Origin of the sequence: Vibrio kagoshimensis (genome assembly GCF_050337535.1) — a bacterium.
Taxonomy (GTDB): Bacteria; Pseudomonadota; Gammaproteobacteria; order Enterobacterales; family Vibrionaceae; genus Vibrio; species Vibrio gallaecicus.
Window position 1 is genome coordinate 366,830 of the sequence record NZ_JAKJSZ010000002.1, and the last position, 12,477, is coordinate 379,306.

Annotated in this window: 11 protein-coding genes; 5 read left to right on the top strand and 6 right to left on the bottom strand. The window is 41.9% G+C overall.

The window, feature by feature from the left end:
• Positions 1-4 precede the first annotated feature (4 nt).
• The 4 genes from epd to L4C37_RS01845 form a co-directional block, all read right to left on the bottom strand.
• Entirely contained in the window at positions 5-1,054 is a 1,050-nt protein-coding gene (gene epd / locus L4C37_RS01830) for an erythrose-4-phosphate dehydrogenase (protein WP_429767715.1), read from the bottom strand.
• A gap of 155 nt (positions 1,055-1,209) precedes the next feature.
• Positions 1,210-2,733, bottom strand: coding sequence for a PTS transporter subunit EIIC (locus L4C37_RS01835; RefSeq protein ID WP_429767716.1), 1,524 nt, complete (start codon positions 2,731-2,733; stop codon positions 1,210-1,212).
• A 187-nt stretch (positions 2,734-2,920) separates the two neighbouring features.
• A complete protein-coding gene (locus L4C37_RS01840) occupies positions 2,921-4,162 on the bottom strand; it encodes an ABC transporter substrate-binding protein (protein ID WP_273297181.1) in 1,242 nt (413 codons plus the stop codon).
• Entirely contained in the window at positions 4,159-5,271 is a 1,113-nt protein-coding gene (locus tag L4C37_RS01845; RefSeq protein ID WP_273297182.1) for an ATP-binding protein, read from the bottom strand. The genes L4C37_RS01840 and L4C37_RS01845 overlap by 4 nt, the downstream gene beginning before the upstream one ends.
• Positions 5,272-5,416: 145 nt before the next feature.
• Here L4C37_RS01845 and L4C37_RS01850 point away from each other — a divergent pair, with 145 nt between their 5' ends.
• The gene (locus L4C37_RS01850; RefSeq protein ID WP_429767717.1) at positions 5,417-5,575 is read left to right on the top strand and encodes a hypothetical protein; all 159 of its coding nucleotides are present in this window, start codon (positions 5,417-5,419) and stop codon (positions 5,573-5,575) included.
• A 13-nt stretch (positions 5,576-5,588) separates the two neighbouring features.
• On the opposite strand, the gene L4C37_RS01855 is transcribed toward L4C37_RS01850, so the two are convergent.
• Complete coding sequence (locus L4C37_RS01855) at positions 5,589-6,299, bottom strand: response regulator transcription factor (protein WP_273297184.1); 711 nt, start codon at positions 6,297-6,299, stop codon at positions 5,589-5,591.
• 339 nt (positions 6,300-6,638) lie between these two features.
• Between L4C37_RS01855 and L4C37_RS01860 the strand changes: the two genes are divergently transcribed.
• On the top strand, positions 6,639-6,875 hold the full coding sequence (locus L4C37_RS01860) for a hypothetical protein (protein WP_137373314.1): 237 nt from the start codon (positions 6,639-6,641) through the stop codon (positions 6,873-6,875).
• Between the two features lie 73 nt (positions 6,876-6,948).
• On the opposite strand, the gene tkt is transcribed toward L4C37_RS01860, so the two are convergent.
• Positions 6,949-8,943: a transketolase gene (tkt, locus tag L4C37_RS01865; RefSeq protein WP_429767718.1), complete on the bottom strand. Its 1,995-nt coding sequence runs from the start codon at positions 8,941-8,943 to the stop codon at positions 6,949-6,951.
• A 378-nt stretch (positions 8,944-9,321) separates the two neighbouring features.
• Here tkt and metK point away from each other — a divergent pair, with 378 nt between their 5' ends.
• The 3 genes from metK to L4C37_RS01880 all read left to right on the top strand — a co-directional run bounded on the left by metK (position 9,322) and on the right by L4C37_RS01880 (position 12,330).
• Positions 9,322-10,476, top strand: a complete 1,155-nt coding sequence (metK, locus tag L4C37_RS01870) for a methionine adenosyltransferase (RefSeq protein WP_137375545.1) — start codon at positions 9,322-9,324, stop codon at positions 10,474-10,476.
• Positions 10,477-10,951: 475 nt separating this feature from the next.
• The gene (locus tag L4C37_RS01875) at positions 10,952-11,752 is read left to right on the top strand and encodes a DUF2189 domain-containing protein (RefSeq protein WP_372267592.1); all 801 of its coding nucleotides are present in this window, start codon (positions 10,952-10,954) and stop codon (positions 11,750-11,752) included.
• Between the two features lie 77 nt (positions 11,753-11,829).
• Positions 11,830-12,330, top strand: coding sequence for a SprT family zinc-dependent metalloprotease (locus L4C37_RS01880; protein ID WP_429767719.1), 501 nt, complete (start codon positions 11,830-11,832; stop codon positions 12,328-12,330).
• The last annotated feature ends 147 nt before the right edge of the window (positions 12,331-12,477 follow it).

Sequence of the window (12,477 nt, forward strand, 5' to 3'; positions counted from 1 at the left end):
GGTATTACTTCTTACCTTCAGAAGCTTTCATTGCAAGTACCGTATCCAGCATTCGGTTCGCAAAGCCCCATTCGTTATCACACCAAACCAGCATTTTCACTAAATGCCCGTTACTCACTCGAGTTTGAGAACCATCAACAATCGCGCTATGGGGATCATGATTGAAGTCGATAGAAACGAGCGGCGCTTCAGTATAATCAACTATATTGTGTAATGTACACTGGGATGCATTAACAATGGTTTGATTTACGTCATTAACTTTCACATTTGTATTAATTGTGACACTTAAATCCATAGCCGTGACATTTACCGTCGGTACTCGCACAGATATAGCTTCAAATTTGTTAGAAAATTTCGGGAAGATTCTTTCAATACCTTTATGGAGTTTGGTATCAACAGGAATAATGGATTGGCTTGCAGCTCGAGTACGGCGTAAATCTGTATGGTAAGCGTCAATGACTTGTTGATCATTCATCGAAGAGTGAATGGTAGTAATAGTGCCAGACTCAATACCAAAAGCGTCATCAAGAACTTTTATAATAGGCACAATACAGTTTGTCGTACACGAACCGTTCGATACGATTCTATCATCAGATGTAATCGTGTCGTGGTTAACACCATAGATGATCGTGTTATCTAAATCATTTGCACCAGGATGAGAAAACAGTACTTTCTTGGCACCGGCATCTATATGGGCTAAGCCATCAGCTCGGCAACCATAAACACCAGTACAATCAAGTACGATATCTACTTCAAGATCTCGCCAAGGTAATAGTTCGATGTCAGCTAAATGAAGGATTCGAATCGTATCAAACTCACCTTTATCTTCAGCACCAATACCGTGATGAACATAGATGTGCTCTTGATCGTTAGATATTTTTTTACCAAAACGACCATGACTGGTGTCGTATTGCAATAGGTGAGCCATAGCGTCTGGCTGAGCAAGCTCATTAACAGCGACGACTTTGATCTGTTGGCTTTTGCCACTTTCATATAGCGCTCTGAGTACATTGCGCCCTATTCTTCCAAATCCGTTGATTGCGACCTTTAGCATAGTTCCATACATCTAACCAAAATTTCGTGCAACAGATAGTAACCGAATCGCACGCAAAGCGCATTAATTGAATACAAAAGGTGTCGTTGAAAATAGTCGTTTCGAGGAGATAAAACTGCCGACATTAAGTCGACAGTTTTATCAATATGGTTACTTTAACTTAGATTAGTAGACAACGAATCTGGCGTGCCACTTGTGTTCTCACTCATAATATCGGCAACAAATTGCGCTTTTGATCCAAGGATGATCTGTAAACCATTTGAGCCCACTTTAATTACCCCCATCGCGCCGAGATCTTTAATGGCAAGCTCATTCACTAATGTTTGATCTTTAATTTGTAAACGTAGCCTCGTAATACAAGATCCAATTGAGGTAATGTTTGCTTCACCGCCAATCAAGGTCGTGATTTCACTTGCTAGTGTTTCATTATCTAAAGTAATCGCCTTGCTTTGAGTATCTTCTCGACCGACCGTTTTCAAATTGAACTTTCGGATAGCAAAGCGGAACACAGTGTAATAAATCGCCGCCATCGTTAGTCCCCACAAAATGACATTGACCCAATTAGTTTTGAACCCATCCATTGCAGGCAACACACCAAACGACACAAAATCAATGATACCAGCGGAGAAGGTTTTACCGATATGGACATCCAACGCATAAGTCACCGCATAAGATACACCTGCCATTATCGCTGAGAATAAATAAAGTAATGGGGCAACAAAAATAAATGCAAACTCAACTGGCTCTGTTATACCAGTAACAAAGGAAGTCAAAGCTGCAGACCCTAAAATACCGGCTGCAATTTTTTTATTTTTACTGTTCGCTTCATGGTACATAGCCAAACATGCAGCAGGGAAAGCAAACATGTAAATAGCGAAGTTACCCGACAAGAATTTACCTGCTTCTTGGTATTCATCGGTTGAGAATGTTTTTACCCCGTCCTCAAGCATTTTGAACCAAATAGTATGGTCACCATTTACAATCGTACCGGCAGCAGTCGTGTACTCTCCAAAGGAGAACCAATAAGGGCTATAAAAAATATGATGAAGACCGACTGGAATTAAAGCTCGCTCCATAAATCCGTAGATAAAGGTCGAGATATACATGTTGCCGCCATTCGCCATATGTGAAAGCGCATCAATACCAGATTGAATGTATGACCAAATATGAGGTAAAACTAAACCGATGAGAAACGCTGAAAAGGCAGTAACAATTGGGACAAAGCGTTTTCCGGCAAAGAAGCCTAAAAAGTCAGGCAGTTTCGTATTATAGAAACGTTGATACATGACGGCGGCTAGAATACCGGCAATAAGCCCACCAAATACTCCTGTTTGTAAAGATGGGATCCCCATAACTATGGCATAACGACCACCTCCCATTGCCATCTCTGGTGTTATGTTTAGCGCTACTCCCATTGTCGCATTCATGACCAACATAGCGACAATGGCTGCTAAAGCTGCAATGCCTGATTCTTTGGTTAAACCAACCGCAGCTCCAACGGCAAACAAGAGAGCAAGGTTATCAAATATAACGCCACCAGCTCTCATCATTAGTGGAAGGTCGAGTTTGGCACCAAAGGCAAGTAATAAGCCTGCAGCAGGTAGAATAGAGATTGGCAGCATCAGTGCTTTACCAATTAAGGAAAGCTTAGATAAGCCACCTTTTAAACTATCGAGCATAATAAAGTCCTTTAATATCGATGGAATACCAACAAACTTTATCAATAACAACACGGCTCAAGGTTACAAATAGCAAGCAGTTTGTAACCCGTTTTTTACAATAGAATGAGATTGGAAAACATCAAGGAAGCAAGACGCAATTTAGTACTCAAAAGAAAATAAAAGATACGAGAATACGAGTAAAAAACTAGCGAAACACTTCATTATTAATGGCATGTAGATGACCAATAAGCGTTTCAGCACTAATCGAAGAGTCCATAAAATAACGGTATAACTCATTAGACACAGCATTCTGCAGTACCGGATTAACAGCCATTGAATCAGTCAAACTTGGCATGGATGCTCCCTTAGTACTCGCGTGAGTATAATCTTGATAAGATTTCTGTTGGCACCGAGATAATTCATTCACTGATATATTGGTTTGAGCTGGTATTGAGCCTTTCTTTTGACTGAATTTCAAAAGAAATTGAGGTGAGGATAAGGAAGACATAATCGGTACCATATTACGATCTTCCCCCGTTATTTTTGTAAAAAATGCCAAGCTATCTACGTTGTAAATAAAGCCTTTTTCCGTAGAAGGAAATGCACTGCACTCAATGTAATCTGGAATTTCACCCTCAAAACTGAACATCTCGCCCAAAGCCCAATCACCGGTGAATTGAAAGGCATACTCCCCATCAAGCAAGGCTTTGGTTCCTTGGTTCCAACTAATATTAGGTAAATCATTTCCTACAATATTAGCAAGAGCCCTAAAGCGGTTTAGCGCCTCTAGAGTTTCACTACTATTCAATGCATCAGGATCTAAATCGACAAAAGCCTGTCGATAATAATTCGCCCCTCCCACACCAAATGCAATATTTTCAAAAATTTGCACAATTTGCCAAGGGTCTTCCCCTAAAGCTAAAGGGCTCACACCATTAGCCTTCAAAGTTGTTAGTGCCAACAATAAAGACTCCCACGTCTGAGGAGATGAAAGTTGATGCTGATTAAGGACCTTTCGATTGATCCACATCCAATTCAATCGGTGAATGTTCAGAGGTATGGCAACATAATTGCCATCATATTGATGAATCGCTTTAATATCAGGGTACAGCGACTGATCCCACCCATGAGATGCAGCGACCTCATTAACATTATTTAAAAAGCCAAGTGCAGCCCATGACTGAATTGCCGGACCTTCCATTAAAGCAATATCAGGTGAGTACCCTGCAATGGCCCTAGCTTGAAGAATCGCTTTAGCCGGTCCCCCACCGCCACCAGTAATTGGTTCACTTTTTAAAGTAAACGGCAGAGAGTCAAACTGCTCTGCAACTACCGCCAAAGCCGACTCCTCTCCGTCAGCGGTCCACCAATGCAACATTTCAACTGATGGGGAAGAAAACGCAGGTTTCACAGACAACAACACACTTAACAGTAGCCAGTTTTTCATAAGGCATTAACCAAAATAACATCCACTTCAAGACCACCTTCAGGCGAATTAGATAATTGAATATCCCCCCCATGTGCTCTGGCGATACTACGTGAAATCGCTAACCCCAAACCAGATCCTTCTACCTCTGTATTATTTTCTCTGAAGTAAGGCTCAAAGACCTTTTCTAGCATATCCTCTCTGATTCCCTCCCCCGAATCACGCAACACGATTTGGATAGAATCAGAATGAGAAAACATAGTGATATTTACTGCATCACCATATTTAACGCCATTATCTACTAAGTTAAACAAGCAGCGCTTTATTGCCAATGGCTTACCATAAAGCTCGATCCTTGGCAGGTCGACAAGATGAACAGACACCCCATCTTTATTATGAACAGCCGCACATTGCTCAAGAATGTCATTGATATCAACCCACTCTAATTCTTCGTGAATATCATTATCTCGCATGCATTGTAATGCTCCATTTAGCATCATCTCGACTTCATTCAACAGCTTTTCAAATCTTAATTTTGTTGGTTCATCGCTCAGCATTTCAGTTCGTAATTTTAAACAAGCTAAAGGAGTTTTTATATCGTGAGAAATCGCGTTAAAAAACATATCTCTATCACGCAAATACGCTTTAATACGACGATTCATTTTATTGAAAGCATGAATAGCGGCTCTGGTTTCTGAGCTTCCTTCTTCTTTTATTTCTTCAATCTGCATTTGTGAGCCCATCAGCGTGGCAGATCTTGCTAAAGAACGAAAAGGACGAATTTCTTTCTGTAAGACGACATAAGAAACACCCATAAGCATAAAGGTCACGATGAGGAGAAAAATTATTTGCCTGCTATCAATAAAGTTATCGCTCAAACTATCAAAAGACAATGGAATAACCGTCGCTAAATAGAGCCACTCATTCTCTGAAAACTCCACCTGAATAACAGCGATGGGGAGATCCAGCTTGCCTAACACTAAGCTGTAGTCTTTCCACAAAGCAGGTAATTCATCGAGTTTGATTCCAGAATTAAACACCAGCAAATCTTCACGTTTAGCTAAATTGACATGCACTTTATGCGAACCTTTAAGTTGCTGCTCTAGGAGTTCAGTTGCTTGTGTTTCCATCTGAGGGACTAAAGAGTGATTAAGTAAAGAAGGGATCGGAAGTTGATGATTATTCATCGATATAAAAAACCTTGTTCCTCCAATGTTTCGTAACTGCTCTAACACCAAGTGGCGATAATTAATCGGCAGACCAGAAAAGTAGTTAATGGTGTCTGCTGCAGCTGATGATATAGCGGTCATAGCGTGGCTAGCCGATTCTCTTTTTGATGCAGATGTAGCAGTAAACCATACCGCACCGGCCAATATTTCGGCTAAGAGAATCACCAAGAATGTAGACAGAGTGATTCGTGCAACCATTGACTGAAAAATGTTTTTTTTCAAAATTGAATACGACTAATATGCGAATCGATCACTAACATGTAGCCACGATGCCTTACTGTCATAATCGTATTTCTATCTTCGTCCCTTAGTTGCTTTCTCAGCCTGCTAATTTGCACATCAATGCCTCTCTCTAGTGGCTCAGCATCCCTTCCCCAAAGGGCTTGCGCAATATCATTTCGACTTAATAGTTGGTTGGGAGAATCCAGCATAAGCGTAAGCAAGTTATAGTCGGCACTAGAAAGAGAGACCACCTCACCATCTTCATGTTTCAATTGTCGTTTAAGAGTGTCAAACGTCCAATCCATGAACTTTAATGTCCGTTCACCTTGGCTATGGCTAAACGTGGAACGCCTCAATAAAGCTTTAATTCTGGCTAAAAGCTCCCGAGGGTTAAATGACTTGGTAATATAATCATCAGCTCCAATTTCTAACCCAGCGATTCGATCAGCATCGTCAGTTACTGCGGTTAGCATAATGATTGGAACTTGAGATTGAAGACGTAGTTTTTGACATAAAGTTAACCCATCATCTCCGGGCAGCATAATATCTAGAATAATAAGATCTGGAGTGACGGTTTCGAGCTTCTTCCACATTTCATTGCCTTCAAGCGCTGTGATAACCGTAAAGCTAGACCGCTCTAGATATTCACTAAGAGCGTCGAGAATGTCCTGACTATCATCAACGACCAGGATAATCTTATTTGTCATTGCCAAGCCTTTTATATGAAAAAAGTGCACCAACATTCTCTTACTTCATTATATCTTTCAAGGGTGTTAGTGATGAAATGCGCTCAAACTCCTCAATGTAAGTTGCTCGTTACAAATGATTCGATAGAGATGCAAATTATCGGCGAGACCAGAAAGGCATAAGCAAACCTCCATCTAAAACATAAGATTTATTATCAAAATAAATAAAGTGATACAGCTCGACAAACAAGATTTATAAATCTAGCGAGTAACATGGCTATTGTGCAATTATATTGAGAATGAGTTTTACCTAATCCTACGGCTGTTTCTAACCTAGTTTTCTCAACCCAAGGAAAGGTTATGTCTGGATTCCCAGCAACTCATTGTTGTAAAAAGTGTAATGAAGAAACACCACATAGTGAAGTTCTTGTTCGCCAAACAAGCAGCTATGATACCGACAAAACTTTGTTAGGCAGAATTAAGCTGTTTGCTAACTCCATTATCAATGGTGGTCACTACTACAATATGGATCGTTACGTTGAATGTAAGGTCTGTGGAACTAGAGAGATCGATAATTGGGGAAAGGAATTCGAATAACTAATGCTTCTAAACACCAAATAAAAAACCGAGCCATGGCTCGGTTTTTTTCTGTTCATATTACCGCTGTTTATTAAGCTAGAAGCTCTTTTGCAGTGCTCACTACGTTTTCAGTAGTGAAACCGAACATCTTGAATAGCTCACCTGCTGGTGCAGATTCGCCAAACGTTGTCATACCGATGATCTTGCCACCGAAGCCAACGTACTTGTACCAGAAATCAGCGATGCCAGCTTCTACAGCGATACGAGCTGTAACGTCAGATGGMAGTACAGACTCACGGTACTCAGCGTCTTGCTTATCGAACGCGTCAGTTGCAGGCATAGATACTACGCGTACCGCTTTRCCTTCAGCTGTAAGTTCAGCAGCAGCGCTAACCGCTAGCTCAACTTCAGAACCTGTAGCGATGATGATTAGCTCTGGCTTACCAGCACAATCTTTCAGGATGTAACCACCCTTAGCGATGTTWGCYACTTGCTCAGCGTCACGGTCTTGCTGTGCAAGGTTTTGACGAGAGAAGATAAGTGCAGAAGGGCCATCTTTGCGTTCGATTGCTAGTTTCCAAGCAACAGCAGACTCAACTTGGTCACATGGGCGCCATGTGCTCATGTTTGGAGTYAGACGTAGAGAWGCGATCTGCTCAACCGGTTGGTGAGTAGGACCATCTTCGCCAAGACCGATAGAGTCATGCGTGTAAACTTGRATGTTCTGARYTTTCATCAGAGCAGCCATACGCATYGCGTTACGAGCGTATTCCATGAACATTAGGAAYGTTGCGCCGTATGGTACGAAACCACCGTGCAGAGCGATACCGTTCATGATAGCCGTCATACCGAAYTCACGTACACCGTAGTGGATGTAGTTACCAGAGAAGTCATTTGCTTCAAGAGACTTAGAACCAGACCACATAGTYARGTTAGAAGGCGCAAGGTCAGCAGAGCCRCCCATGAATTCAGGTAGCATAGCGCCGAATGCTTCTAGAGCATTTTGAGATGCTTTACGTGATGCGATGTTAGCTGGGTTAGCTTGAAGGTCAGCGATGATTGCCGATGCTTTCTCTTCCCACTCAGCTGGTAGTTCGCCGTTAGTACGACGTTTGAATTCTGCTGCTAGCTCAGGGTGAGCCGCTGCGTATGCGTCAAACTTAGCATTCCACGCTGCTTCTTTTGCTGCGCCCGCTTCTTTCGCATCCCATTCAGCTGCGATGTCAGCTGGAATTTCGAAAGGACCGTGTTCCCAACCAAGCGCTGCTTTAGTTGCTGTAATTTCATCAGTACCTAGTGGAGCACCGTGACAGTCGTGCGTACCCGCTTTGTTTGGAGAACCAAAACCAATGATAGTTTTAGTACAAATAAGTGTTGGACGAGGATCCGCTTTAGCCGCTTCAATAGCCGCGTTGATCGCGTCAGCATCGTGACCGTCAACCGCTGGGATTACATGCCAGCCGTATGCTTCAAAACGCTTAGGTGTATCGTCAGAGAACCAGCCTTCCACTTCGCCATCGATTGAGATGCCGTTGTCATCCCAGAAAGCAACCAGCTTACCAAGACCTAACGTACCCGCTAGAGAACATGCTTCGTGAGAGATACCTTCCATCAGACAACCATCACCCATAAATGCATAAGTGAAGTGATCGACGATGTCGTGACCTTCTTTGTTGAACTGTGCAGCAAGAGCTTTCTCAGCCATCGCCATACCAACAGCGTTAGTGATGCCTTGACCTAGAGGACCTGTCGTCGTCTCGATACCAGGTGCGTAGCCGTACTCTGGGTGACCTGGAGTCTTAGAGTGAAGCTGACGGAAGTTCTTAAGATCTTCAATTGAAAGCTCGTAACCTGCTAGGTGAAGCAGAGAGTAAATCAACATTGAACCGTGACCATTTGAAAGAATAAAACGGTCGCGATCTGCCCACTCAGGGTTTGAAGGATTGTGGTTCAAATGACCACGCCAAAGTACTTCAGCGATGTCAGCCATACCCATAGGGGCGCCTGGGTGACCTGAATTTGCTTGTTGAACACCGTCCATGCTAAGTGCGCGGATTGCATTGGCTAGATCTTTACGAGAAGGCATGTCTGCTCCTGGATGCGTAAGCGATTTAAGAAAAAGAGGATAAGGCTAAACTTTTCTTGTTATTTAGCCGCCAGTATTCTCTCAAACGACTATAGTGACTGCAAACGTTTTACAGGGCTTATAAGCGGCATTTTCTGCATTTTTATGACATTTATCCCTCTAAACCGTTGGTTATCCTTATTCATACGCAAACGTTTAGTTATGACATATCCGAAAAAAGAGCTTGTAATTCAACCTATGAAAACTAAAATAGACGTCTAGATGTAGAAACACCTACATAATATAATGTAATTATTAGCGACGACTTATAAATTTATCGGCGCTTTTTAACTATTTACGCCTCAACGTATTACGTTCTAAACTAAAAGTGGAGCTCTCATGGCTAAGCACCTTTTCACTTCTGAATCTGTTTCAGAAGGTCATCCAGATAAAATTGCAGACCAAATCTCTGATGCTGTTCTTGATGCCATCTTGGAACAAGATCCAAAAGCACGTGTTGCTTGTGAGACTTACGTAAAAACCGGCATGGTAATGGTTGGCGGTGAAGTAACAACGTCTGCATGGGTTGATATCGAAGAAATCACTCGTGAAACCGTTCGTGAAATTGGTTACGTTCATTCTGACATGGGCTTTGATGCTGACTCTTGTGCAGTACTAAACACAATTGGTAAGCAGTCTCCAGATATCAACCAAGGTGTTGATAAAGCTGACCCTAAAGAGCAAGGTGCGGGCGACCAAGGTATCATGTTTGGTTACGCAACTAACGAAACTCCAATCCTAATGCCAGCTCCAATTACTTACTCTCACCTTCTTGTTAAAAAGCAAGCTGAAGTACGTAAGAGCGGAAAATTAGATTTCCTTCGTCCAGATGCTAAATCTCAGGTAACTTTCCAATACGACCAAGGTCAGATCGTTGGTATCGATGCAGTCGTACTTTCTACTCAACACTGTGATTCAGTAACCACACCGGATCTACGTGAAGCAGTAATGGAAGAGATCATCAAGCCAGTACTTCCTGCAGAGTGGATCAACAAAGACACTAACTTCTTCATCAACCCAACAGGTCGTTTCGTAATCGGTGGTCCTATGGGTGACTGTGGTCTTACAGGTCGTAAGATCATCGTTGATACTTACGGTGGCGCAGCTCGTCACGGCGGTGGTGCATTCTCTGGTAAAGATCCATCAAAAGTTGACCGTTCAGCAGCTTACGCAGCACGTTACGTTGCTAAAAACATCGTTGCTGCTGGTATGGCTGACCGTTGTGAGATTCAACTGTCTTACGCTATCGGTGTTGCTGATCCAACCTCTATCATGGTTGAAACGTTTGGTACTGAGAAAGTAGCACACGAAATCATCATTGAAGCGGTTCGCCAAAACTTCGATCTTCGCCCATACGGCTTACAAGAAATGCTTAACCTTCTTCAACCGATCTACAAGCAGACAGCTGCATACGGTCACTTTGGTCGTGAAGAATTCCCTTGGGAAGCAACTGACAAAGCCGCTATCCTTGCGGACTTTGCAGGTCTAAAATAATTTAGATAACGCAAATCAGACTTTTAAAGCCCTTACTTTCTAGTAAGGGCTTTATTTTTATGAAGTTATTCAACTTAGCCACCTTCCCAGCTTTCCTTCTAAACATCCCCCCTCAAAAATAATCATTCAAAAAGCCTCTGTGTAAGTTGTATTTTTTGATACTACTGCCAATAGTTAATACTGTTCCTAGGCAATAATGTGCTTACATTAAATGCAAAAATGTTAGTTTCAGATTCAGAGTTTATCGACTCCCTCTCGCTAGCAAAATGCTTAAGAGTCTAGCTATACCATTAGCAACCACACCTTTTGCTAGTTTAGGTATAACAAACCTCTTTTATTGAAATTTGAGCACTGGTACTGCAGTACAACCTAGAACTCTAGCGTTGAAATAGTCGTGATAATGCATAGTTTGAAGTGCAGCAAATCAGCTACATTCAATGAATTTTAACTAGGATGTTATTAACTGGGGGGATCTATGCCTCGAACAGCACAACCAGCAGATTTTAATAATAAGAAAAAGCATAAGGTCAGCGATAGCGAATACGCACGAACGATTCCTTGCAATCAAGTCAGCGTATCAGCACCTTTCCATTGGCTTTCTCTTGCTCTACATGACTTCATTCGAATGCCTTTTATCAGCGCCTTTTACGGGCTTTGTTTTATGGCAGCCGCAGTTGCTATCGTTCAATTAGTGCAATGGCAAGGTACACACCTTGTTGTTATGCCAAGTTTAATTGTTTATATGCTTATTGGTCCCTTCTTAGCTTTAGGGCTTTATGATGCAAGCTGGGAAAGAGAGAAAGGTCATGATGCAAGCCTATTCCATTCAATTAAAGCCATTTCAAGGAACTCCTCTTCACAGTGGGCTTTTGCCATTGTGTTGATGGTTGCTATGATTTTTTGGATGAGAATTGCAGCATTATTACATGCCCTTTACCCTTCCGTTCAGGGGGCACCACTCACTGAGTTTGCTCCATTTTTAATAACAGGTTCAGTCATTGGTCTTGTTATTGCGAGTCTCATTTTTAGTATTTCTGCCTTCTCTATTCCGTTAATGATGGAAAGAAGAGTGGATGTAATGAGTGCTATATTTACAAGTTTTAATGCCGTTAAGTCGAATATCCCGGCAATGGTTGTGTGGGCAGCTTTGATAGGTATCGGCGTATTAGTTGGATTTGCAACTTATGGATTAGGAATGATAGTCACAATGCCATTGCTTGGTTACGGCACATGGCACGCCTATCACGACACTATAAAGAAAAAACATCATCCGTAGGTCTCCTACCTGTAGTCATTGTGATGATATTATTTGGTCTTAGCTCACCCTAAGGCCATTTTTTGGAGTTCATCAACTTGCCATACTGCTCTTTACAACACCGAGTGAATAAAAAGATCGTAGAATGCATCACTCAAGCGGATCAACACTTCTTACGTCAATTCCAAGTACCTAAGGTTTCTTTTCAGTTAAGAGGAAAAGCCGCAGGTAAAGCCTACTTGCAACTTAACGAAATAAAAATTAACCGTGTTTTATTCGAAGAGAATGTAGACGCTTTTTTGGCAGAAGTGATCCCACATGAGATCGCACATCTGATCACATATCAAGTGTATGGGCGAGTTAGACCGCACGGTAAAGAATGGCAATCTGTCATGGAAGGGATATTTCAAGTTCCAGCCAAAACTACACATAACTTTGAAATTAAATCGGTTCAAGGAAAAACCTTTGAGTATCAGTGCAGTTGCACTACATACCCTTTGTCTATTCGACGCCATAATAAGGTTTTACGTAGGCAATCAACTTACCGATGCCAACAATGTAGTCAGCTATTAACGTTTACGGGAATACAACTCAGTTAAAAGATCCTATCTAGTTGTACTCATTTTATCCTCGCATATTGCCTGTTATCCCTTTGTTCCCACACCTAACCATTCTCTTGGTCACAAGGTATTCAGCTAAACAAACGGTGCCTATGTAAAAATACGATATAGAATTTCATAAATTGA

Bases quoted from the DNA above. Each gene is read 5' to 3' on its own strand.
- epd (WP_429767715.1), bottom strand. From the start codon at position 1,054: ATGCTAAAGGTCGCAATCAACGGATTTGGAAGAATAGGGCGCAATGTA.
- L4C37_RS01835 (WP_429767716.1), bottom strand. From the start codon at position 2,733: ATGCTCGATAGTTTAAAAGGTGGCTTATCTAAGCTTTCCTTAATTGGT.
- L4C37_RS01840 (WP_273297181.1), bottom strand. From the start codon at position 4,162: ATGAAAAACTGGCTACTGTTAAGTGTGTTGTTGTCTGTGAAACCTGCG.
- L4C37_RS01845 (WP_273297182.1), bottom strand. From the start codon at position 5,271: ATGGAAACACAAGCAACTGAACTCCTAGAGCAGCAACTTAAAGGTTCG.
- L4C37_RS01850 (WP_429767717.1), top strand. From the start codon at position 5,417: ATGGTGTCTGCTGCAGCTGATGATATAGCGGTCATAGCGTGGCTAGCC.
- L4C37_RS01855 (WP_273297184.1), bottom strand. From the start codon at position 6,299: ATGACAAATAAGATTATCCTGGTCGTTGATGATAGTCAGGACATTCTC.
- L4C37_RS01860 (WP_137373314.1), top strand. From the start codon at position 6,639: ATGTCTGGATTCCCAGCAACTCATTGTTGTAAAAAGTGTAATGAAGAA.
- metK (WP_137375545.1), top strand. From the start codon at position 9,322: ATGGCTAAGCACCTTTTCACTTCTGAATCTGTTTCAGAAGGTCATCCA.
- L4C37_RS01875 (WP_372267592.1), top strand. From the start codon at position 10,952: ATGCCTCGAACAGCACAACCAGCAGATTTTAATAATAAGAAAAAGCAT.